15 protein-coding genes are annotated in these 22,252 nt (G+C 67.6%); 7 read left to right on the top strand and 8 right to left on the bottom strand.

Features of this window, described 5'->3' with window-relative positions; genetic code table 11:
• Positions 1 to 3 precede the first annotated feature (3 nt).
• Together D1409_RS04525 and D1409_RS04520 are read left to right on the top strand one after the other, a co-directional pair.
• Positions 4 to 1,158 (top strand): Gfo/Idh/MocA family protein, encoded by a 1,155-nt coding sequence (locus D1409_RS04525; protein WP_123534439.1) that lies wholly within the window; start codon positions 4 to 6, stop codon positions 1,156 to 1,158.
• A gap of 78 nt (positions 1,159 to 1,236) precedes the next feature.
• Positions 1,237 to 2,313, top strand: coding sequence for a Gfo/Idh/MocA family protein (locus tag D1409_RS04520; RefSeq protein ID WP_123534437.1), 1,077 nt, complete (start codon positions 1,237 to 1,239; stop codon positions 2,311 to 2,313).
• Positions 2,314 to 2,755: 442 nt separating this feature from the next.
• Here D1409_RS04520 and D1409_RS04515 read toward each other — a convergent pair whose 3' ends face one another.
• Together D1409_RS04515 and D1409_RS04510 are read right to left on the bottom strand one after the other, a co-directional pair.
• Positions 2,756 to 4,465: a glycoside hydrolase family 2 protein gene (locus tag D1409_RS04515; RefSeq protein WP_123534436.1), complete on the bottom strand. Its 1,710-nt coding sequence runs from the start codon at positions 4,463 to 4,465 to the stop codon at positions 2,756 to 2,758.
• A 101-nt stretch (positions 4,466 to 4,566) separates the two neighbouring features.
• Positions 4,567 to 6,696 carry an ABC transporter substrate-binding protein gene (locus tag D1409_RS04510; RefSeq protein WP_123534433.1) on the bottom strand — a complete coding sequence of 710 codons (2,130 nt, stop codon included), beginning with the start codon at positions 6,694 to 6,696 and terminating at the stop codon, positions 4,567 to 4,569.
• Between the two features lie 247 nt (positions 6,697 to 6,943).
• Between D1409_RS04510 and D1409_RS04505 the strand changes: the two genes are divergently transcribed.
• Together D1409_RS04505 and D1409_RS04495 are read left to right on the top strand one after the other, a co-directional pair.
• On the top strand, positions 6,944 to 9,064 hold the full coding sequence (locus tag D1409_RS04505; RefSeq protein ID WP_164471559.1) for a periplasmic substrate-binding domain-containing protein: 2,121 nt from the start codon (positions 6,944 to 6,946) through the stop codon (positions 9,062 to 9,064).
• 79 nt (positions 9,065 to 9,143) lie between these two features.
• Entirely contained in the window at positions 9,144 to 9,386 is a 243-nt protein-coding gene (locus tag D1409_RS04495; protein ID WP_123534429.1) for a hypothetical protein, read from the top strand.
• Positions 9,387 to 9,488: 102 nt separating this feature from the next.
• Here D1409_RS04495 and D1409_RS04490 read toward each other — a convergent pair whose 3' ends face one another.
• Positions 9,489 to 10,238 (bottom strand): ThuA domain-containing protein, encoded by a 750-nt coding sequence (locus D1409_RS04490; protein WP_123534838.1) that lies wholly within the window; start codon positions 10,236 to 10,238, stop codon positions 9,489 to 9,491.
• Positions 10,239 to 10,417: 179 nt separating this feature from the next.
• Here D1409_RS04490 and D1409_RS04485 point away from each other — a divergent pair, with 179 nt between their 5' ends.
• The gene (locus D1409_RS04485) at positions 10,418 to 12,142 is read left to right on the top strand and encodes a glycoside hydrolase family 9 protein (RefSeq protein WP_123534428.1); all 1,725 of its coding nucleotides are present in this window, start codon (positions 10,418 to 10,420) and stop codon (positions 12,140 to 12,142) included.
• Between the two features lie 57 nt (positions 12,143 to 12,199).
• Here D1409_RS04485 and D1409_RS04480 read toward each other — a convergent pair whose 3' ends face one another.
• From D1409_RS04480 to D1409_RS04470, 3 genes are all read right to left on the bottom strand, one after another.
• On the bottom strand, positions 12,200 to 13,207 hold the full coding sequence (locus tag D1409_RS04480) for an LLM class flavin-dependent oxidoreductase (RefSeq protein WP_123534426.1): 1,008 nt from the start codon (positions 13,205 to 13,207) through the stop codon (positions 12,200 to 12,202).
• A gap of 136 nt (positions 13,208 to 13,343) precedes the next feature.
• Positions 13,344 to 14,825 carry an alpha-N-arabinofuranosidase gene (locus D1409_RS04475; protein ID WP_123534424.1) on the bottom strand — a complete coding sequence of 494 codons (1,482 nt, stop codon included), beginning with the start codon at positions 14,823 to 14,825 and terminating at the stop codon, positions 13,344 to 13,346.
• 75 nt (positions 14,826 to 14,900) lie between these two features.
• Positions 14,901 to 17,369, bottom strand: coding sequence for a glycoside hydrolase family 31 protein (locus D1409_RS04470; RefSeq protein WP_123534422.1), 2,469 nt, complete (start codon positions 17,367 to 17,369; stop codon positions 14,901 to 14,903).
• Positions 17,370 to 17,525: 156 nt separating this feature from the next.
• Between D1409_RS04470 and D1409_RS04465 the strand changes: the two genes are divergently transcribed.
• A complete protein-coding gene (locus D1409_RS04465; RefSeq protein ID WP_123534420.1) occupies positions 17,526 to 18,512 on the top strand; it encodes an endo-1,4-beta-xylanase in 987 nt (328 codons plus the stop codon).
• A 22-nt stretch (positions 18,513 to 18,534) separates the two neighbouring features.
• Here the strand turns inward: D1409_RS04465 and gfo6 are convergent, their stop codons facing one another.
• Together gfo6 and uxaC are read right to left on the bottom strand one after the other, a co-directional pair.
• On the bottom strand, positions 18,535 to 19,602 hold the full coding sequence (gfo6, locus tag D1409_RS04460) for a D-xylose 1-dehydrogenase Gfo6 (RefSeq protein ID WP_123534418.1): 1,068 nt from the start codon (positions 19,600 to 19,602) through the stop codon (positions 18,535 to 18,537).
• Positions 19,603 to 19,680: 78 nt separating this feature from the next.
• Positions 19,681 to 21,045, bottom strand: coding sequence for a glucuronate isomerase (uxaC, locus tag D1409_RS04455; RefSeq protein ID WP_123534415.1), 1,365 nt, complete (start codon positions 21,043 to 21,045; stop codon positions 19,681 to 19,683).
• A 112-nt stretch (positions 21,046 to 21,157) separates the two neighbouring features.
• On the opposite strand from uxaC, the gene D1409_RS04450 reads away from it, so the two are divergent.
• Complete coding sequence (locus D1409_RS04450; RefSeq protein WP_123534414.1) at positions 21,158 to 22,240, top strand: LLM class flavin-dependent oxidoreductase; 1,083 nt, start codon at positions 21,158 to 21,160, stop codon at positions 22,238 to 22,240.
• The last annotated feature ends 12 nt before the right edge of the window (positions 22,241 to 22,252 follow it).

Here is a 22,252-nt window from a genome sequence, read left to right as displayed (position 1 = left end):
ACGATGACGGACGAACCACTCTCCGTCGGCGTGCTGGGCTACCGGTTCATGGGCAAGGCCCACGCCAACGCGCTGGCGCGCCTCCCCATGTTCTTCCCGGAGGCGCCCGAGGTCGAACGCGAGGTCGTCGTCGGGCGCGACGAGGAGGCGCTGTCAGAGGCCGCCGACCGGCTCGGATTCCAGCGGTACGCCACCGACTGGGAGGACGTGGTCGAGGAGGTAGACGTGTTCTACAATCTCGGGCCGAACAACATCCACGCCGATCCCTCGATCGCGGCGCTCGAAGCGGGGACGCACGTCTTCTGCGAGAAGCCCCTCGCGCACACGCTCGAAGACGCCGAGCGGATGCGAGACGCGGCCCGCGAGTCGGACGCTACCGCGGGAATCGCGTTCAACTACCGGTTCATCCCGGCGATCCAGTACGCGAAGAACCTGATCGACGCCGGCGAACTCGGCGAGATCCACCACGTCCGCGGCACGTACCTCCAGGACTGGCTCGTCGACCCCGACGCGCCGTGGAGCTGGCGCAACTCGAAGGATGTCGCGGGCTCGGGCGCGCTCGGCGACCTCGGCGCCCACACCATCGACCTCAGCCGCTACCTCGTCGGCGACGCGGCCGGCGACCTGACGCGACTGTCGGGGCACCTCCAGACGTTCGTCGACGAGCGGCCCGTCCCCGGCGGCGACGAGGGGTCGCTGGAGGGCGAGGGCGGCGAATCGTCGGAGACCCGCGCCGTGACGGTCGACGACGCCTACACGGCACAGGCGGAGTTCGAGAACGGCGCCATCGCGACCTACGAGGCCTCCCGGTTCGCCAACGGCTGCAAGAACGACCACTCTATCGAGATCAACGGCTCGAAGGGGAGCCTGAAGTTCTCGCTCGAACGGCTGAACGAACTCGAACTCCTGACCGAGGGCGACCGCGGGTTCCAGACGATCAACGTGACCGACCCCGAGGACCCCTACATCGACCACTGGTGGCCGCCGGGCCACGTCATCGGCTGGGAGCACACGTTCGTCCACGAGAACTACGAGTTCCTCTCGGCCGCGGCGGCCGGCGAGAGTCACAGCCCGTCCTTCGAGGACGGCTACCGCGTTCAGGAACTGCTTACCGCCATCGAGGAGTCCGACGCTTCCGGCGAGTGGGTCGAGGTCTGACGGCTCGACCCCCCTCGGACACCCGGAAGAAATCGCTCGCGACGGCAGCTTTTTCCTCTTCTTACGTCTGTATAGTGTATGACATACACGGCGGCAGTCATCGGAGCGGGGCCGGACCCGGAGAACCCCAGCGGCGAGGGGTACGCCATGGGGTATCGCCACGCCGACGGCTACGAGACCGTCGAGGGCGTCGAACTCGTCGCGGTCGCGGACATCGTGCCCGAGAACGCACGGCCGTTCGCGGCGGAGTACGACATCGACGACGACGGGATCTTCGAGGACTACGAGCGGATGCTCGACACCGTCGAGCCCGATATCGTCAGCGTGACCGTGCCGCCGTCGATCCACGCCGACATCTCCGTCGGGTGCATCAGGAGCGGCGTCGTCGAAGCGGTCCACTGCGAGAAGCCCATGTCGCGGACGTGGGGCGAGGCCCGCCTGATGGCACAGGAGGCCGACCGGCACGGCGTCCACCTCACCTTCAACCACCAGCGCCGCTTCGGCGAGCCGTTCCGTCGAGCCAAGGACCTGCTCGACGCCGGCGAGGTCGGGACGCTCGAACGCGTCGAGTTCTCCGCGCACAACGTCTACGACTACGGGAGCCACTCCTTCGACCTGTGCTCGTATTACAACGACGAGGCCAACGCCGAGTGGGTGCTGGCGAACGTCGATTACCGCGAGGAGGACGTCCTCTTCGGCGCGCACAACGAGAACCACGCCGTCGTCCAGTGGGCCTACGAGAACGGCGTCACCGGCCTCGCGACGACCGGCGTCGGCGCGGAGACGGTCGGCTGTCACAACCGGCTGATCGGCTCGGAGGGCGTCATCGAGGTCGGTCCCGGTGGTGTCGGCGCGAGCGAACCCCTGCGGATCCGCCGCGACGGCGAGGGATGGGAGTCCGTAGCGTGCGAGGAGGGGCTCCACGACGACGCGTTCATCTACCGGGGGATCGAGGACGTGGTGTCAGCCGTCGAGACGGGCGAGCCGTCCGAACTGTGCGCGCGGAACGCGCTCGTCGCCACCGAGTTGATATTCGGCGCCTGGGAGTCCGCACGGCGCCGCGGCCGCGTCGACTTCCCGCTCACGGTCGACGACAACCCGCTCGAATCGATGGTCGAATCGGGCGACCTGACGCCCGAACCCCGCGAGGACTGACGGCCAGTCGGAGACTCGTCGCAGACGGTCCCTCCGAACGGACGGCCGGACCCCCTGACCGCAGGTTTCGATGGGTCGCCACACCGTCCCGCTGAGGCGAATCGGAGTTCTCCTTCTCACAGTGCCGTTCTCTATGACAGCATTTCGTTCTGTAATGAATCCCATCCGGTCTCCGATACGAGACCGAAGTGAACAGATAAATCAGCCGACTCTGTCAGATGAACGGTTCCGGTCACTGACGACAGAGTCCCGCTATTCTGTGTGTGACCCTCCCTCACGGGCGGTGGGACCGTCTCAGATTACAAACTTAAGACTGTAATCGGCGTCGATCTGGTTCCGATCGAAACTAGTTCTACTAAACGATATTCTCCATAGCAGAACGACACCGGATTTCTGTCCCGGACGACGGCCAGTGGCAGAAGACGCAGATTCCGAGCGGAGGTTACGACCGGTCGTCGAGGCGCTCGGCGAGCGCCCGGTACCCGTCCTTCGGTCGACGGTGCTCGGTGAGGATGCCCTTGTTGTTGCGCGACCGCGGGCGAGACATCGCGTCGACGGGGTTGGCGAGCGTGTCGGCGAACTGCCAGACGGTGAACCCGGCGACGCTGTCGCGGTCGAGGAACAGGTCGACGCAGTCGGCGAGCAGATCCGCCTGGTAGGACTCGGACCACTTGCGCGACTCGTGGGTCCGTTCGTCCGGGATCGCACCGGCCCCGAACTCCGAGACGACTATCGGTTTCTCGCCGTACTCGTCCTCGATCCGGTCGAGGTGGTCGGCCCAGTCGCCGTCGTCCCGGTACCAGCCCCAGTAGGCGTTGACCGAGAGGAAGTCGCAGAACTCGAACACGCGGTCGGCCTCGCCCTCCCAGTCGGTGTTCGAGGCCGCGGTCACGAGGCGCGACCCGTCCAGCCCGTCGACGGTTCCCCGGAGCTGCCGGGTCGCGTCGACGACGCTGTTTTGCTCGTTCGCGCACTCGTTCGAGAGGCTCCACGCGAACACCGACGGGTGGTGGCGGTCGCGCTCCAGCATCTCGATGAGCGTCCGCTGGGCAGATTCGATACTGGCCGTCATCGTCCCGCGGTCGACCTGCCACAGGGGGAGTTCCTCGATCACGAGGACGCCCGCCTCGTCGCAGAGGTCGAGAAACCGCGGGTGGTTCGGGTAGTGTGAGCACCTGACCGCGTTGCAGTTCGCGCGTTCGACGATCTCGAGGTCGCGCTGCTGGATCCCCAGCGGCTGGGCGGCCCCCCAGTCCGGGTGGTCCTCGTGGCGGTTGACCCCCGCGATCGTCACGGGGTCGCCGTTGAGCAGGATGTCGCGGCCGTCGACGGCGACCTCCCGGAAACCGATCCGGTCCCGCCGGTCGTCGGTGAACACCTCGCCGTCGCGCGCCGCGGCCTGCTCGCCCCGGAGTCGCGCTTCTACGTCGTACAGCGTCGGGTCGTCGAGCGTCCAGCGGTCCACGTCGGTCAGCGTGAGCGACAGCGTGGTCGTCAGCGCGTCCATGCCGTCTACCTCGACGTCGTCGACGGCGGTCTCGTCGCCGACGGAGACGGCCAGTTCCGGTTCGGCTGTCAGCGCGCCGGCGTTGTGCACCGTCACTTCGGCCTCCACGGTCGCGTCGTCGCCGTCGAGTTCGTAGTCGACGGCGAGATCCCGTACGTACACGTCCGGGACCGTCTCTACGACGACTTCGCGGTGGATGCCACCGTACGGGAACCAGTCCACGTCGTCGTGCGGGACGGTCGTCTCGGTGCGCGTGTTGTCGGCGCGGACGACGAGTTCGTGTTCGCCGGGTGCGAGGTCGCGGGCGAGCGCGTCGAAGGGCGTGTAGGCCCCCTCGTGGCTGACGAGTTCCGCTCCGTCGAGGTACACGGTCGCCTCGCGGCCGACGCCGTGGAAGGTGACCAGCAGCGATTCGGACTCGGTGAGTTCGAGGGTCCGCCGGTACCAGGCCGGGCCGACGTAGTCGGCGTACGCCGTCCGAGCGTTCCAGGAACTCGGGACCGCGATACGGTCGGCGTCCTCCGAGGGGAACGCTTCGTGATACTCGGCCTCGCGGCCCTCGTCGTCGGGGTCGGTGACGAACTCCCACTGTCCGTCGAGGGTCCGCTGGCGTCGTTCCGTCGTCGTCTCGAACGTCCTGTGCATACTGACCACCCGCTCGCGGTGCAGGATAAACGTTACCACACGAACGGCTCGCGAGGGGTCGGTCGAAAGCGAGAAACGGGCCTGACAGCGAGTGAGTCCCGTTACGGCGACGGGAAGTCCTCGTCCGTGCTCGCTTGCGTGATACCGCTGAGAACGACTGCGTTCTCGATGCCGGCGAAGCGCTCGTAGTCGAGCGCCTGGGCGTCCGGCTCGGGCCACTCGAAGTCCCGCACGTTGCCCCACGACCCGGCGAGCAACTGCTGGAACACGAAGTGGGGGACGTAGAAGTTGTAGTACTGCGCGCAGGTGCGGTAGAGCTCCTGGAGCTCCTCGTCGGAGTTGCCCGGCTGTCGGATCGCATCGACGACTTCGAGCATGTCGACCTCGCGTCCGTTCTCGAGGTCGGGATCACGACCGGCCTGGTCGGGCGCTTCGATCGAGCCGACCTCCTCCGGGAGTTCGACGTGGACGGGTTTGTTCTGGGTGTCCACCTCGTCGTCGTCGGTCAGGCGGAAGGGGCTGTCGGCGGACGGACTGCCGCCGAGGAGCGCCTCGCCCCACCACGCGCCCCGGTCGTTGTACTTGCCGTAGACCGTGGCGGTGTCCGACCAGAAGAGGGTGGAGTCGTAGTTGAGCTGGTTCGGTTTGAGGCTGTTCGACCACGTGGACCAGCCCTGGGTGGTGAAGTTCACGCCGAAGCCCCAGCTCGCGAGGTTCTCCCGGATCGTCTGCCCGGCCTGGACGTTGGACGTGCTTCCCGACCGTGCGCTCAGGTCGATCGCCGCGGTGTTCCCCTGCGGGTCGACCCACTGACCGCCCTGTCGCGAGTAGCCGGCGCGCCGCATGTACTCGTCGGCGGTCTCGGTGTCCGACTCCCGCGAGTAGGTGTGGAGGCTGTCGAGGAACTCCTGTGAGAACACTCTCTCGGACTCGGCGTCGAGCAGGAACGTGTCGTGTTCGGTCACGATCGCGGAGTCCTCGCCCCAGCCGTTGGCGCTGACGGCGTTCCAGTCGATGGCCTCGACCATCGCCCGGCGCACCCACAGCCGCTGGAGGTGCGGGTTGTGCCAGTTGAGTTTCCACATGTCGCCGCGAGTCGTGTTGAGCCACCGGGACAGCTCCTGCATGTGGTCGGGGAGCGCCTCCCGATTGAGGGTAGACGTCTCGGTGACCGGCCCGGGATTCACGTCTATCTCCCCGTTGGTCTGGAGCGTCTGGAGCCGGTCGCCCTCCGCCCAGTACAGTTCGAGCTTCTCGACGTTCGTGTGCTCGGCGTTCGGGTGGTCCGGGTCGAGGTGCAAGACCGCCTTCTCCGACCCGACGTCGTCCATCGACTCGAGGACGTACGGCCCGCTCCCCCAGCCGTTCTCCTGGATCCGCTGGAGCGAGATGCGGTCGCTCCCGAGGTCGTTCGTGACCGACTCGACCTGGTCCGTCGAACTCGCGTCCTGGTACTTCTCGACGTACGGCTGGGTGAAGTCGGGGTGAGTCGGCGGGTTGAAGTTGAGCCGCGACGCCTCCGTCTCCAGAACGGGAGTCGAGACCGGGTTCGGGTCCTGGTCGGGCACTTCGCCCTTGTCGAACCAGCCGTGGCGCGTCCACTGGTCTTCGGCCTCCTGGTTGTACGTCGCTCCCTCGGCGAACTTGTTCCCGTCGTGGAAGTACTGGACGTGGTTGTGGGTGACGAGGGCGTCGGCGTCGAACGGGTCGCCGTTCCAGAACTCCGAGCGGTCGTCGTAGTGCTGGCGCCAGTCGTACGGTGGCTCTACTTCGTGGTCCTCGATCCAGGTCATCACCTCGATCTCGTCGTGGTCGGGCTTGTGTGGGGTCGGGATCGCCGCCCCGCTGTAGGAGTTGTCTCCCGTGTGGACGTTGCTCAGTCCGTACAGTTCCGTCATCCAGAGGTCGCCGATGGTGTTGTCCTGTGGCGTCCACGGGTTCCAGTTGAACACGTCCGGCGAGTTGGCGATCCCGACGGCAATCGAGTCGGTCACCGCCTGTCGGTCGGTCGCGGTAGCTTCCGACGAGTCGTCTGTCGGGGTCGCGGTCGGGTCCTCGCCCCCGCTATCGGCGGGCGTCTCGGTGTCCGCACCTCCGTCCTCCGGCGTCTCGCCGCCGCTACCGCTGTCACTCGGACACCCGGCCAGTCCGGCGACGCCCATCCCGGCCAGTACCTGCGCGTACTGTCGCCGAGACAGTCCTGTACTATCGTCTATGCTATTGGGACGCATACCACAACCCACCAATCCGGGGTATAAAACCATAATTGAAAATTACGCGATATGGACGGGGCGAACAAACGATACTGTCGCGCGTCTGAAAGGCTGTGATGCCTCTACTGCGGACAGGTCGGCCCAGTATCTGAATCTGAACTCGGCCGTCTGTCGCGCTCGAGACAGGTTTACTCGCGCTCGCGAGGCCGTCTACTCGTCGAGCGACCAAAACCCTATGGTTGGTTGTCACTATTGTCCATGCGTGATGGTGGGTGACTCCAACCGGCGGGACGACGTTCGGAACGGCGGCGAGTCCGATTCTGGCGGACGACTGAACAGGCGGCGGTTCGTCTCACTGACCGGCCTCGCGGCGTCGGCGGGGCTGACCGGTTGTTCGAACGAGACAGACGGGAGTGACCAGACCACGGCGCCCGACCGGGCCGGGACGAACGTGGTCTCCGTCATGACCCACGCCCACCCGACGTCGCTCGATATGGGGCCGAACATGGGGACGCCGACCGGGCGGGCGCACTTCCTCGGGTTCCTCCACAGTCTGGTCCTGCCCGTCCACGGGCCCTCGGGGGAGTACTACACGAGCGGGCACACAACATCAGTCGGCGGGCGGGAGCTATCGGTCCCCTGCGCGGTCGACGACTACGCCGTCGAGGACGGCGAGGCGGTGCGGCTCTCCTTCGACGACCGCCTGACCTACTGGAACGGCGAACCGCTCGACGGCCGGCCGTACTACCTCGCGGACCGGATCGGCTGGCTCGAGACGAACGGCGCCTTCCAGGAGGCGGAGTTCGGCGGTGACCTCCTCGACGGCACCGAGTACCGGCGGGCGTTCCGTCGCGGGCCGACGAACGCCGAGGCGGCCGGCGGGCGCGTCCACCCCGGTTTGCCGCCGCTCCCCCCGTCCTATAGCGAACCGTGGGTCGAGCGCTTCGAGGACGCGACGACCCGGGACGCCGTCCAGGAGACGTACCTCGACTACCGCCGGGGAAAGCTGCGTATCGAGACGTTCGTCGAGGAGGGGTACGGCACCGGCCGCTACGAGGTCCGGTCGGCGGACGACGTGACCGACGAGGGGATCGAGGTCCCTCACAACCTCCGGACGAACGCGGAAGTCGTCTACGCGGAGCCCCGGTCGGACTACCCCGGAGCCTCGGATAGGCGCACGCTCCGGATCGTCGGCGGGGCCGTGGGCGCCGACGAACCGCAGGTCAACTCGTCGAACGGCGGACGGCCGTCGGGGTCGTTCTACGACCCTCGGGACTACCTCAGCGGCGAGGAGGTGGACTTCGGGACGGGCGTCATCGCCGAGGCGAAGGGCGACTTCTTCGCGGCTGACGTCCCCGACGACGTCGAGCAACTCGCCACCTGGCCCAACCCCGCCGGCGGCGGCCTGCAACTCACCTTCAACTGGGAGAACGAGCACCTCCGACGACTGTGGGTGCGCCGCGCCATCGCCGCCGCGGCGCCGCTCGCTCGCATGCGCCTGAACCAGTACGGGAAGGGGACGATGGCGCCGTCGACGTGGACGGGGATGCTCGGGACCACCCCCGAGACGGTGTTCGAACCCGGGTTCCTCGATTCCCTGTACGACTACCCGCTGGCCGCCGACTACGAGCGGGCGGCGACGTGGCTTCGACGGGCCGGCTACGAGCGCGTCGACGGCCTGTGGACGAGCCCCGAGGGGTCGACGCTGTCGCTGACGCTCACCGTTTTCTCCCCGGAGATCGCCGAGATCGAGACCCTCGTCGCCGGTCTCGAGTCGTTCGGCGTGGCTATCGAGATCCGTCAGTTGCTGGGCGGCGGTCTCGATTACGAGGACAATATCCGTCGCGGGGCGTTCGACCTCCTCCTGACGGACGTTCCGGGCGGGTGGTCGCCGACGACGTACTACAACGACTGGTTTGCGGCGGGCGAGGGTTGGACGGCAATACCACCGATCGCCGTCGCGGGGAACCCGCTGGGCAGCTGTCGAGACGACCCACCCCTGGCGTCGGTGCCCGAGTCGGTCACGCTCCCCGAAGACCCTGGCGCGCTCGCGGTCGACGGCGTCGACTACGCCGACGGCGGCGCGACCTACGAGTTCGACGACGCGGGCGAGACGGTCTCGCCCTGTTCGGAAGTGGAGCGCCTCCGCGCCCCCGACACCGGCGAGGCGGGGTTCCGCGAGGCGGCGCGCCGCTGTGCTCGCTGGTACAACTACGCGCTCCCGAACGTCGTGTTCGTGCAGGACCGCGTGGGACTGTGGACGAATCGCTCGAAGGTCGCCCTCGCATCGGACGACGAGTTGTCGCTCAGGATGAGTCGCGGCCGACCGACCGCGCCCCAGCACTACCACGTACAGGCGGGGACGCTCGGCCCGACCACCGAGTGACTGCGGGGTTCGGGCGCCTCGCTCCGCGGGGGCCGGGCGCGAACGCCAGTTCTAAGCACGCGCGCACGAAGTGAGCGACATGGAAATCGAGTCGACCGACGGTGCGGTGTTCATCTACACCTTCGGGGTGATGTTCAGCGCGCTCTGGCTCTCGACGCCCGGAACGCCCCCGCTCAACCCGCTCGTCGTCGGACTGTTCGGCGTCACGTCGCTGGGGTGGACCGTCTACTTCAAGTGGCAGATCGCACCGCAGTACGAGGACGACGAGGACGACGAGGACGAAGAAGAGGAGACGATCACCCCGCCGACCGTCGAGGAGTAGGCGGTCGGCGGCTGGGTTGGACGACGGTCGGCCGGTCGACGACCAACCGAGTCGACTGTCGAACGTGTCGACGATCACCGAGTCGACGGCCCCGCTCGCGGATCAGTGGACGCTTCGCTCGTCGGAGGTATCGATGTCTTCTCGCGGTTCGGCGTTCCCACCGCTGGACGTCGCCGGGTCGTCGCTCGGGGCGGCCCACTCGACGGCGTTGGCCAGCACGTGCAGAATCTCCTCGTTGTGGTAGATCGGATACGTCTCGTGACCCGGTCGGAAGTAGAAGATCCGGCCGCTGCCGCGGCGGTACGTACAGCCCGAGCGGAACACTTCGCCGCCCTCGAACCAGGAGTTGAACACGAGCGTCTCGGGCTGAGGGATATCGAAGCGCTCGCCGTACATCTCCGCCTCGTCGAGTTCGATGCAGTCGTCGATGCCGTCGGCGATGGGGTGGCTCGGCTCGATGACCCACAGGCGCTCGCGCTCTGCGGCCTCGCGCCACTTGAGCGAACAGGTCGTCCCCATCAGCCCGCGGAACACCTTCGAGAAGTGTCCCGAGTGGAGGACGATGAGGCCCATCCCGTCGCGGACGTGTTCGATGACTCGCTCGGCGATCTCGTCTTCGACATCGTCGTGAGCCGTGTGCCCCCACCAGGTCAACACGTCGGTCTCGTCGAGTACGTCCTCGGTGAGACCGTGTTCGGGCTCCTGGAGAGTGGCGGTCTCCGTGTCGAAGCCGCGCTCGGCCAGCGCGTCGGCGATGGCGCCGTGGATACCGTCGGGGTAGAGCTCCGCGACCGTGTCGTTCTCCTGCTCGTGCACGAACTCGTTCCAGACCGTGACGCGTGTGTCGGGCATGTCGAGACTGTCGCCGCCCGCACGCATGCGGATTCGGATACCGGAAAGACTGTTCGCGGGCGGTCGACTTATCCGGCCGCTCCACGCCCCGCCTCGCCGTCCCGGACCGGAACCCGGACCCGGAGAGTTCCACGACCAACCGCGCGCTTTTTTGTCGGCCGACGGAAGTGAACGCCATCATGACTGACTCCACGCCGGGATCCGACCGGCCGCCCCAGCGGGTCCACGTCGACCAGGTGGGATACCTCCCGAACGCACCCAAACACGCCATCGCGGCGGTCGAGGCCGATCGGTTCGTCGTCAGAGATACCGACGAGGACGGTATCGCGCTCTCCGGGACGCTTTCCGACCCCATCGACGACCCGGACGCGGGCGAAACCGTGCGTCGTGCCGACTTCTCCGACCTGACCGCTCGCGGGGAGTACCGCGTCGCCGTGGGCCGTGGCACGGACGCGGACGGCGAACTGGCGGAGACCGCCGGGGAGTCGGTCCCCTTTCGCGTGAGCGCCGACGTGTACGAGGGGACGCTGGTCGACGCAGTCCGTCTCTACTCGTTGAAGCGGTCGGACACCGCCATCGACGATCCGGTCACCGGGCTCGATATCGACGCCGGTCACACGCAGGACGCCGAGGCGCGTCTGTACTTCGGCGACGAGTTCCGCGACGAGGGCGGCGTGCTCGACGTCTCGGGCGGGTGGTACGACGCCGGCGACTACGGGAAGTACGTGCCGCCGGGCGCGGTCACCGTCGGCCAGATGCTCCTGGCGTACGAGCGGTATCCCGACGCGTTCCGTGCCGGGCAGTGCGACGTTCCGACGGGGCTCTCGTCGGCCGACCGCGAGGCGGGACTGCCGGACCTGCTCGTCGAGGCGAAGTTCGAACTGGAGTGGCTCGAACGGATGCAACGACCCGACGGCGCCGTCTACCACAAGGTGGCGGGCGAAGCGTGGCCGGATCTCGACACCCCGCCGACGGCGGACACTCGCGACCGCTTCGTGTTCGGCCTCTCGACGTTCGGGACCGCCCAGTACGCCGCGTCGATGGCGATGGCCGCACGCGTGTACGCAGACTTCGACGCCGAGTTCGCCGAGCGCGCCCTGTCGAACGCCCGCGACGCCCACGACTACCTCGAAGCCAACCCGGACCCGTCCTTCCGCTTCGACGAGGGCCAGGGCGGCGGCTCCGGCCCCTACCGCAAGGAGACCGACGCCGAGGAGCGGTTCTGGGCCGCGAGCGAACTGCTGAAGACCACTGGCGAACCCCGATACGCCGACTATCTCGAATCCGAACTAGGAGACCTGTTCGACGCGCCCGTACGCGCGCCCGTCTGGGACGACACGCTCTCGCTCGGCCAGTGGGCGTATCTCACGAGCGATGCTGCCGATCCGGCCCGGCGAGAGGGGCTCGAATCCACCTTCCTCGACTACGCCGACGCCCTCGTCGCGGAGATCGAGGCCGACGGTTACCGTGACGCGCTCGACACCGAGGACTACCACTGGGCGTCGACGAAACTCGCGCTCTCGAAGGGCGGGCTGCTGTTGCTGGCGAACGAGGTCAGTCCAGACGAGCGCTACGTCGCGGGCGCGCTCGACCAGTTGCACTACGCGCTCGGTCGGACGCCGACCGGTTACAGCTACGTGACGGGACAGGGTACCTACCCGACGCAGAACCCCCACGACCGGCTGATCGAGGGGACCGGGACCTACATTCCGGGGATGGTCGTCAGCGGCGCCAACCGCAACGGCGACGACGAACAACTCGCCGAGTACATCGAGCGAACGGACGCCCCGCCCGCGAAGTGCTACGTCGACGCGACGGCCTCCTTCTCCGCCAACGAGTGGGCCATCGACTACACCGCACCGGCGTTCCTGATACTCGGTCACGCGACGACGATGATCGACTGAGCGGGTCCGGCTCCGGCTCCGACTCCGGGTCCGGGTCCGGCTCCGGCGCTGGCCGCTTCAGCGCAGTTCGGGTGCCACTTCGTCGCCGAACAGTTCCATCCCGCGCGTGTCGGGGTAGTCGAGGAACATGAGCTGGAGCTTGTCGAACCCCAACTCGCGAACGCCCTCGATCTGTTCGACCACTTCGCCGGGGGTCCCGATCAGGAAGTCGCCCTTCTCGCGAGCCTCCGCGGGTGTGCTCAACTCGTCGTCGACGTCCTCCTCCTCGCCCCACGGGAGCGGGAATATCTCGTCGCAGAGCCGGTCGAGTCCCGCCTCGTCCTCGCGGACGAGACAGTGGGCGAGCCACGACCGCTCGACGTCGTCGGGGTCCCGGCCCGCCTCCTCGAGGTACTCGTCGAACTTGCGGACCTTGAACTCGATCGGCTTGCCGCGCGCTCGGCCCGAGATCTCCACGTTCCACTCGTCGGCGTGACGAGCGGCGACTCGCAGCATCCGCGGCCCGGCGCCGCCGACGACGATCGGTGGATAGGGGTCCTGAATCGGCTTGGGCTCGTTGAACGCGTCCTCGATCTCGTAGTGCTCGCCCGAGAAGGCGGGTTCGGCCTCGGTGAACATCGCCTTCACGACCTGCAGGCCCTCGTCGAGCATGTCGATGCGCTGGTTCACGGGCGGGAACTCGAAGTCGTAGGCCTCGTGTTCCTCGCGGTGCCACCCGCAGCCGAGCCCGAGGCGAGCGCGGCCGCCGGAGAGGTGGTCGACGGTCGTCACCATCTTCGCCAGCAGGGCGGGGTTGCGGTAGGTGATCGAGCCGACGAGCGGACCGATATCGAGGTCGGTTCCGTGGGTTCGTTCGGCCAGTGCCGAGAGGAGCGTCCACACCTCGAACTCCTGGTGTTTCGGGCCGAGCATGAAGTGGTCGGGTGCCCAGAGCCCCTCGAGTCCGGCGTCGACGGCGGCGTCCACGCCTCGCATCAGCGTGTCGCGGTCGAGGCTGTCGAGCAGCGGGGTGTCCCTGTGGACCCCCGCACCGGCGTAGCACGCGACCATCCAGTCGAATTGCATACAGGACGGGCGGGCGGCACTCCCTTGAGTGTCGGGGTCGGCCGTGGGCGGTTCGGAGCGTGTCGGTCGACCGAGTCGCCGCGGATTCGAGCGGCTGCGCGACGCGTCGGTCGAGAGTCGGGCCGCCCGAGTCGTCTCAGACCGTCTCGACCGACAGGCCCGCGACGCTGCTGGGCGGCAGGTCGAGGACTACGTCACCGTCGGCGGTCGTCGCGTCGAGGTCGGCCGACGCGAACCCGTCGGCGTTCTCGCGGGTGGAGTAGTCGGCGGGGTCGTGCTCGGCGAACAGGAGTTCGCCCGTCACGGCCTCGACCTCGCCGTCGACGGCGACGCTGACCGTCCGTTCCTCGTCGAGCGAGCGGTTGCTGAGGGTGACGTACGTGCCGTCGTCGTCGGCGGTGGCCGACACGCTGACGAGCGGAACGTCCCACAGGTCCGTCTCGACCGCGCCGGTGTCGACGGCCGTCCGGACCGCCGTCGCGCCGACGTGGGGGCTGTACAGGTCCAGTACCCGGTACGTGGGCGTCGGCCACGCGGCCTCCTCGTCGGTCTGGACGACGCACTGGAGGACGTTCACGGTCTGAGCGAGGTTAGCCATCGACACTAGGTCCGCGCGGTGGGTGAAGTCGTCGAGGACGCCGGCTGCGGCGACGGCGTCTCGGACGCTGTTCTCCTGTTGGAGCCCGTTCTCGCTGTCGGCCTCCGGATGCCAGGCGCCCCACTCGTCGACCGCGATGCCCACGTCGTCGGTCGACGCGTACGTGTCGATGGTGGCGGCCGCGCTGTCGATCGCCCGGCCGACCTTCAGCGACTCGGCGAACAACCGGTAGTACTGCTCGTCGTCGAAGTCGGTGGCGCTCCCGCAGTCGCCGTCCCAGCGCCCGAAGTAGCGGTGGATCGAGAGGTGGTCCACGAGGTCGGGTTCCGTGAGTTCGGCGAGGAACCGCCGGTTCCAGTCCTCGTCGATGTGGCCGCACGCGATCGTCTCTTCGGCGCCGGCCACCCGCATGAAGTGGGCGAACCGGCGGAACTCGTTGGCGTACGTCTCGGGGTCGAACTTCCCGCCGCAACCCCAGTTCTCGTTGCCGACGCCCCAGTAGGTCACGTCGTGGGGGTCCTCGGAGCCGTTCTCGGCCCGTTCCCGTGCGAGCGTCGTGTCGTCGTCGCGGTTGCAGTACTCGACCCAGTCTCTCGCCTCCCGTGGGTCGCCCGAGCCGACGTTCGCGGCGAGGAACGGTTCTGCGTCCACGAGGTCGCAAAAGCGCACGAACTCCTCCGTCCCGAAGGCGTTCGACTCCACGAACGCCTCCTCGCGGCCCTGCGCCCAGAAGTCGTTCGCGCGTCGCGGGCGCTCCTCGCGGGGGCCGACCCCGTCGCGCCAGTGGTACGCGTCCGCGAAACACCCACCCGGCCACCGGAGCTGGTGCACCCCGAGGTCGGAGAGGAGTTCGACGGTGTCCTCGCGGATCCCGTCGGTCGTCGGGACCCGGTCGTCGTCACCGATCCAGATCCCCCCGTAGACACAGCGGCCGAGATGTTCGGCGAAGTGGCCGTGGATCTCGGGGTTGACGCGGTCGATCTCCTCGCAGCGGTGGACGCGGACGGTATCGTGTGTCATCGACGCTGACACACGCGTCACGGACCGGAATAAACAGTTCGTTCGAGGGGTCGGAACCAGGTCCGAGCCGTTCGATCAGCGGTCGACCGTCACCGCGCGACGGCTCCCGTCGTATTCGACGACCGTGTCGGGGTCGGATTTCTCGACGCCGACGCCCTCACCCTCGCCGACCACGACGACCTCGAAGTCGCGCTCCGCGACGAGTTCCGGGAACGATCCCTTCCGGTCCCCCACCGTCAACTCGCTGGCGGCGTCGTCCCAGCGGATGGGCGTGAAGGCGTAGTCGCCGTCCTCGTAGTCGTAGCCGTCGCCGGCGTCCTCGTAGGCGTCGAACTCGCCGTCCTGCCCCGGATAGACGCGCAGTTGCCACGGCGCGTCGGGCCGCTCGCCGGTGTGCTGGACCGCGGGACCCATCGGAAGGACGCTGCCGGCCTTCACGAACAGCGGCAGTTTCTCGAGGGGCGCGTCGGCGAGAATCGTCTGCCCGCCGTCGTAGCGCTCGCCCGTCCAGAAGTCGTACCAGTCGGTGCCTTCGGGGAGGTAGACCTCGCGGGCCTCGGCCTTCCCGTCCAGTTCCTCCGAGTCGGGGCCGTAGTACATCGGTTCGGTGACCGGGCAGACGAGCAGGGAGGGGCCGAACATGAACTGGTCGCCGACCTCGTGGGCGTCCTCGTCGTCCGGGAACTCCAGCGCGAGGTGGCGATACATCGTGTAGTCGCGGTGGGTCTCCCAGCCCGCCAGCGAGTAGATGTACGGCATCAGCCGGTAGCGCAGGCGGTCGAACTTGACGAGCGTGTCGTAGGTGCGGTCGCCGGGTTCGCCGAAGCGCCACATCTCGCGTGGGGTGTCGGTCCCGTGCGACCGGAACATCGGCAGGAAAGCGCCGTACTGGAACCAGCGGACGTACAGCTCTCGGTAGCCCAGGTCGTCGACGCCGTCGTCGAAGTCGCCGTCGGTGATCCACGACGGGCCGTCGCCGACGAAGAAGGCGCCCACGTCGAGCGTCCACTTGGGGTTGCCGGCGGCGGTGAACTGCAGGCCGTCGGTGATCTGCGTGCGGTAGCGCTCCCACGTCGCCTCGATGTCGCCGGACCACGTGATCGCGCCGTAGCGCTGCTGACCGGGGTAGCCCGACCGCGTGAGGTTGATGACGCGCTTCTCGTCGGTCTTCGCCCGCTGGCCCTCGTACATCCCCTTCGCCTGGTGGAGCGAGTAGCTGTTGAGGTACCCCGGGTCGAACACGTGCTTGAACGCGTCCGTGGTGTGCTGGGCGAGTTTGAACGGGTCCGGGCAGGTCGGGAGCGTCCACGTCGGGTCGTACGGCTCCGTCGAGTCACACCACCACGCGTCGACGCCGTGGGAGAACAGCCCCTCGTCGGCCTGGTCCCAGTAGATGTCGCGGGCCTCCTCGGAGAAGGCGTCGTAGTAGCGCTGTTCGTTGCCCGGCGCGGGCAGGGTGGCGTCGTCGAGGATGTGCCCCGCGTCGCGCATCTCGCGGTAGTTCTCGCCCGCGAGCATGTTCGGCCAGATGGAGACCATCAGCCGGACGTTTCGCTCGTGGAGACCGTCGATGGTCGCCGACGGATCGGGGTAGCGGCCCTCGTGGAAGGATTTCTGACCCCACTGGCCCCAGTCGCCCTGCGGGCCGCCCCAGTCCTCGAAGTTGGGGTCGTCGTCGGTCGTGTCGGGCCAGTACTGCCAGTCCTGCACGATGCAGTCGATGGGAATCTCGCGCTCGCGGTACTCCTCGACCACGTCGATCAGTTCCTCGCCGGTCTCGTAGCGCTCCTTGGACTGGACGTAGCCGTACGACCACTTCGGGAGCATCGTCGACTCGCCGGTGAGCTGTCGGAACCCGGCGATCACGTCGTCGGGCTCTCCCGCGACGACGAACACGTCCAGCGCGTCGTCGCACTCCGTCCAGACGTACGACCCGTGCTGGTCGTCGTGGAACGTGGTCAGCGACCCCGTGTTCCACAGCATCCCGTAGCCCCGCGTGGAGAGGATGGCGGGCATGGCGACCTTGGTGTTGCCCTGGTAGAGGACCTGCTCCTCGCCGCGGTAGTTGGCGACGCCGCCGTCGTGCTGGCCGAGGCCGAGGATCGCTTCGTCGTCGGAAAATTCGAGGTCCAGTCGGGTCGAGTACGCCTCGCGGTCGAGCGAGTCGCGGGGACTCACGACCTCGCTGTCCCCGACGGTCAGGTTCTCGGGCGAGACCGGGACGAGGGACTTGCCGCCGTCGGCCGGTTCACCGACGAGGCGCCGGCCGTCGGCGTCGCGCCACGTGAGTGCCCCCGTCTCGCGGTCGAGTTCGACTCGCATCGCGGCGGTCTGGAGTTCGAACTCCGTCTCGCGCTCGACGAGCGTCCACTCGTCGGTCGGGTCCTGTTCGACGATTACCGGGCTCTCGGGGTCGGGTACCTCCTCGCCGTCGGTGTAGACGAGGCGAACGATGTCGTCGGCGAGGACCTGCAGTTTGATGCGACTGTCGCCCGCCGCGAACAGCGGGCCGTCGGCGTCCCGTCGGAGGGTGTCGACGTGCATGCGCCATCCTCAGACGGGTCCCTCTTTAGGTTTCCTGTCACGTGCTCGCACGACCCGCCGGTGTCGGAGAGAACGACCGGTATCGGTGGGAACGGTCGGAATCATCGGGGAGAATAGCCCGGTATCTTTATCCGGTTGTGCTCACCTGTTCGTCACATGGCAGACGGAGACAGACTGCGAGACGTGGCTGCGGAGCGGGACTTCCAGATCGGTGCCGCGGTCGCGGCACAGCCCCTTCGGACGGACGCCTCGTACAAGAAGATCCTTCGCAACGAGTTTAACTACGTCACCGCCGAGAACGCCCTGAAGATGGGGCCGCTCCGGCCGTCGGAGGACACCTACGACTTCTCGGACGCCGACGCGGTCGTGAACTACGCTCGCGAGCACGACCAGACGGTCCGCGCCCACACGCTGGCCTGGCACAACCAGACCCCGACCTGGTTCCAGGAGTGGGACTACACGGACGGCCAGCTCGAGGACTTCCTGCGCGAGCACGTCCACACGGCCGCCGGGCGCTACCGGAGCAAGGTCGACACGTGGGACGTCGTGAACGAGGCAGTCGCCGACGACGGGACGATGCGCGAGAACCTCTGGTACGAGGCCATGGGCGAGGAGTACCTCGACAGGGCCTTCGAGTGGGCCAACGAGGTCGCCCCCGACACGGACCTGTACTACAACGACTACGGCGCCGACGGCGTCAACGAGAAGTCGGACGCCATCTACGACCTCGTCGAACGGATGCTCGACCGCGGCGTCCCCATCGACGGCGTCGGCCTCCAGATGCACGCCCTGCACGAGAAGCCCGGTATCGAGTCGGTCGCCGAGAACATCCGCCGGTTCAAGGAGCTCGGCCTCGACGTGGAGATCACGGAGATGGACGTGGCCTACCTGCCGGAGGACGACCCCGGCGACCAGGAGGCCCGCTGGGAGCAGCAGGCCGACTTCTACCGCGATATCACCGAAGTGTGTCTGGACGAGGGCGTCGACACCCTGATCGTCTGGGGTGTCCGCGACTCCGACTCGTGGATCCCGAACTGGTTCGAGTCGCTCACCGGGGACCCGCTCCTGTTCGACTCGGGCAACGACCCCAAACCCGCCTATCACGCGATCAAAGACACGCTGGAGACGTACGAACCGAACTAGAATCGCCGCAGTCGACGCTTTCCTACAGGTCGACCAGACCGCCGTTCTCGCCCGACTCGTAGATCGCTTCGGTCAGTCGCATGTCGAACAGGCCGTGCTCGCCGTCGGGAGCGATGTCCATGTCGGTCAGGACGCCGGTCGCGAAGTAGTCGAACTCCTCGACCATCTCGGAGGGTTCGTCGGGTTCGACGACGGTCTCCTCGCCGCTCCCCCGGATCGTAATCTTGCGGTCGGCGTCGACGTTGAACGGGACGTCGACGCGGATCCGGCCGTGGGTGCCGCCGACCTCGAAGTAGTTGTCGCCGGCGACCTGATAGCCGGTGTCGCACTCGGCGACGACGCCGCTGGGAAACTCCATCGTGAACGCGCAGTACTGCTCCAGCCCGTCGAACTCGGACGGCCCCTCGACGGTCGAGGCGTGGACCGCCGTCGGGTCCTCGTCGAGGACGAACCGCGACGTGTTGAGCGGGTAGACGCCCAGGTCCATGAGCGGACCGCCGCCCGCGAGGTCGGGGTTCAGGCGCCACTGGTCCATGTCCTCGCCGGCCGCGATCAGGTTGTACGAGAACGCGCCGCGCGTGTGTACAGGGTCGCCGATAACCCCGTCCTGCACGAGGTCACGGACCCACCTGATCGAGTTGGTGGTCTGCATCCGGTAGGCGGTCATCAGATCGACGCCCGCTTCCTCGCAGACTTCGACGCACTTGCGGGCGCGCTCGGCCGTCGCCTCCAGCGGTTTCTCGCAGAGGACGTCCTTGCCGAGGTCCGCGGCCGTCTCGACGTGCGGGAGGTGGAGACCGTTGGGGGTGACGACGTAGACGGCGTCGTAGGCGTCGGCGGCCTCGCCGTCGGCGTAGTCGTCGTAGGTGAGCGCGTGGTCGACGCCTTTCTCGTCGGCGACGCGCTCGGCCTTCTCGCGGTCGCCGCTGACGACGGTCGTGGTCACGCAGTAGTCGGATTCCTCGATGGCGGGGATCGCCACGTCCGGGCCGAACCAGCCGAGACCGATCACGGCGAACCGAACGGGACCGCCGTCGACCGGGCGCGCCCAGTCTCGCTCGTCGAACGTACTCGGGACTTCGATGTCCATACTCCGACTCACAGCGGCACGGATTAAAAGAGAGACGGTCGCGGCATCGCCCGCTGGCGCCCCCCGGCAGGCGGCGACTCAGAACCCGTACAGTTCCTTCGGTCGCTCGTAGGCGACGTGGTCGACCAGATCCTCGGCCACGTCGAGGGGCATCTGGCCGCGCTCTACCTTCTTCCCGACGACGTTGGCCAACGTCCGGCGGAACATCTCGAATCGGGAGTCGAACGAGAGGAGTTTCCGGGAGTCGCTGACCATCCCGGCGTGGTTGGCGAGCAGGTCGACGCTCCCGACGTAGTCGAGCTGGTGGTCCATCCCGAACGGGCTGTCGTTGTACCACCACGCGGGGCCGACGCTGACGTTCGGGAACGCCCGCGCGACGGTAGTGATCGAGGGGTAGTGGGTCGGGTCGACGACGTAGAGGACGATCTCGCCCTCGCCGTCGAAGCGGTTGACGAGGTGGCGCAGTCCCTCGGTGAGGTTCAGATCGCCCGTCGTCGCCGTGCCGCCCGCCGCCGGACCGATCGTCTCGTAGAGCTCCTGTCGGTAGTGGCGGACCGGACCCATGTGCAGCTGGGTGACCCAGTCCTTCTCGACGTTCAGTTCGGTCACGAACTCCAGCATGTACGCCTGGAAGTCCTCGATCTCGCGCTCGCTCAGCTGCTCACCCGCGCGGCGTCTGTCGAAGATCTCCCGAGCGCGCTCGTCGCTCACCGGCCGCGAGACGGGCTCCTCGATACCGATGTCGCAGGCGACACAGCCCCGCTCGGCGAAGTGGTCGTGGGTCGCTTCCAGCGCGGTACGGAAGCCGTCGAAGTCGTCGGGGTCGTAGTCGGTCGCCTCCTCGAGATCGTCGACGAACTCGTCGAAGTCGGCGTTCTGGACGTTGACGGCGCGGTCGCCCCGCCACGTCGGTCGAAGCGTGACGCCCTCGACCTCCGCTGCGGCGCGTTCGTGAGAGGCGAGGTCGTCAGTGGGGTCGTCCGTCGTCCCCACGACTTCGACGTTCATCTCCCGCAGGACCTCCTGCGGCCGCATGTCGTCGCCCTCCAGCTGGGACTTCGTCTCCGTCCAGATATCGTCGGCCGTCTCGGCGGAAACGGGCTCGTCGATGCCGAATCGGCGCCGCAGGTCGAGATGGAGCCACTCGTAGACGGGGTTGCCGGCCATCTCGGGGACGACCTCGGCGAAGGCGTCCCACCTCTCGCGATTCGAGGCGTCGCCCGTGATCAGTTCCTCGTCGACGCCGCGCTTTCGCATCATCGACCAGACGTAGTGGTCGGTCGCACCCTGGACCTCCCAGATGTCCGACCACCCCTCGTTCTCGACTATCTCGACGACGTCGGCGTGGGTGTGCGGGTCGAGGATCGGCCGGTCCTCGATGGTCTCGTACAGCGTCTCGGCGGCCTCGGTCTCGAGCAGATAGGTTTCGTCGAGGAAGCTCATGTCACGCGCAGCTACCCGCGATTCGGCAATAAAAGTAGCTGTCCGCGAGTGGAGACACCGTACGGCGGAAAATATGGGTAGCTATTTACTCCGATCGCCCGATGGCCCGAGCATGAGTGACAGAGATCCGGAGGACCTGAACTTCGGGTGCCAGGTCGTCACGTACGGCGACGTGCAGGGTAGCATCGACGACGCGGTCCGCGCGGAGGAGGCGGGCTTCGACATCATCACCGTGCCGGACCACCTCTTCCACCCGACCGGGTCCGAGGAGTTCCTCGTCGACCCGCCGTGGGAGGCGTTCTCCGTGCTCGGGGCCATCGCCCAGCGGACCGACGAGGCGATGCTCATGCCGGGCGTGACCGACTCCGTGCGGCGCCATCCGACCGAACTCGCCCACATCGGGGTCACCCTCGACCAGATGAGCGACGGGCGGTTCGGCCTCGGCATCGGCGCCGGCGAGGCGTTCAACTTCACGCCGATCGAGGACATCGACTGGGACGACCCGTTCGGTCGGTTCAGCGAGGCGTTCAAAGTGATCGACAGGCTCTGGGCGTCGACCGCGGCGGACCCCTTCGACTTCGACGGCGACTTCTACCAGCTCGACGCCGCCCACATGGGTCTGAAACCCGTGCAGGAGCCCCGTCCGCCGATGTGGGTCGGCGGCTACGGGCCGAGCATGCGCGGGTTCACCGGCGCACTCGCCGACGGGTGGTTCCCGTGGATCCACGCGCCGGAGCAGTACGAGGCGGACCTCCAGCGCGTGCTGGACGTGGCCGAGGACCGCGGGCGCGACCCGGACGACATCGACCGCGCGGTGATGATCCCGACCACCGTCTCGGAGGACGGCGACGCGGCCCGCGAGGCCGCTATCGAGCGCAACCGCACGAGCCTCGCGCTGCGCCCGCCGCTGCTCGATAAGATGGGCTACGAGGACATCGCCGAGGACACGCCGATCATGTTCGAGATGGCGTTCGACGAGGAGCAGGAGGAGCGACTGCTGAACGCCGCCGAGCGCATCCCGGACGAGGCCGTCGACGAGGTGACGATCTCCGGGACGCCCGAGGAAGCGATCGACGACCTCGAACGCTGGGTCGAAGCGGGACTGGACAACGTCGTGCTCATCCCGGTGGGCGACTTCGAGGAGACCGTCTCGCACTACGAGGAGACGATCATCCCGCACTTCGACAGCGAGTGAGCGACCGCGGTC

Origin of the sequence: Halosimplex salinum (assembly GCF_003730195.1) — an archaeon.
Taxonomy (GTDB): Archaea; Halobacteriota; Halobacteria; order Halobacteriales; family Haloarculaceae; genus Halosimplex; species Halosimplex salinum.
Note: the sequence above shows the minus strand (reverse complement) of the source record. Positions and strands in the feature narration are given on the sequence as shown.

What these genes read in the sequence shown, in the direction of transcription:
- D1409_RS04525 (WP_123534439.1), top strand. Translation starts at nt 4, where the DNA reads ATGACGGACGAACCACTCTCCGTCGGCGTGCTGGGCTACCGGTTCATG.
- D1409_RS04520 (WP_123534437.1), top strand. Translation starts at nt 1,237, where the DNA reads ATGACATACACGGCGGCAGTCATCGGAGCGGGGCCGGACCCGGAGAAC.
- D1409_RS04515 (WP_123534436.1), bottom strand. Translation starts at nt 4,465, where the DNA reads ATGCACAGGACGTTCGAGACGACGACGGAACGACGCCAGCGGACCCTC.
- D1409_RS04510 (WP_123534433.1), bottom strand. Translation starts at nt 6,696, where the DNA reads ATGCGTCCCAATAGCATAGACGATAGTACAGGACTGTCTCGGCGACAG.
- D1409_RS04505 (WP_164471559.1), top strand. Translation starts at nt 6,944, where the DNA reads ATGGTGGGTGACTCCAACCGGCGGGACGACGTTCGGAACGGCGGCGAG.
- D1409_RS04495 (WP_123534429.1), top strand. Translation starts at nt 9,144, where the DNA reads ATGGAAATCGAGTCGACCGACGGTGCGGTGTTCATCTACACCTTCGGG.
- D1409_RS04490 (WP_123534838.1), bottom strand. Translation starts at nt 10,238, where the DNA reads ATGCCCGACACACGCGTCACGGTCTGGAACGAGTTCGTGCACGAGCAG.
- D1409_RS04485 (WP_123534428.1), top strand. Translation starts at nt 10,418, where the DNA reads ATGACTGACTCCACGCCGGGATCCGACCGGCCGCCCCAGCGGGTCCAC.
- D1409_RS04480 (WP_123534426.1), bottom strand. Translation starts at nt 13,207, where the DNA reads ATGCAATTCGACTGGATGGTCGCGTGCTACGCCGGTGCGGGGGTCCAC.
- D1409_RS04475 (WP_123534424.1), bottom strand. Translation starts at nt 14,825, where the DNA reads ATGACACACGATACCGTCCGCGTCCACCGCTGCGAGGAGATCGACCGC.
- D1409_RS04470 (WP_123534422.1), bottom strand. Translation starts at nt 17,369, where the DNA reads ATGCACGTCGACACCCTCCGACGGGACGCCGACGGCCCGCTGTTCGCG.
- D1409_RS04465 (WP_123534420.1), top strand. Translation starts at nt 17,526, where the DNA reads ATGGCAGACGGAGACAGACTGCGAGACGTGGCTGCGGAGCGGGACTTC.
- gfo6 (WP_123534418.1), bottom strand. Translation starts at nt 19,602, where the DNA reads ATGGACATCGAAGTCCCGAGTACGTTCGACGAGCGAGACTGGGCGCGC.
- uxaC (WP_123534415.1), bottom strand. Translation starts at nt 21,045, where the DNA reads ATGAGCTTCCTCGACGAAACCTATCTGCTCGAGACCGAGGCCGCCGAG.
- D1409_RS04450 (WP_123534414.1), top strand. Translation starts at nt 21,158, where the DNA reads ATGAGTGACAGAGATCCGGAGGACCTGAACTTCGGGTGCCAGGTCGTC.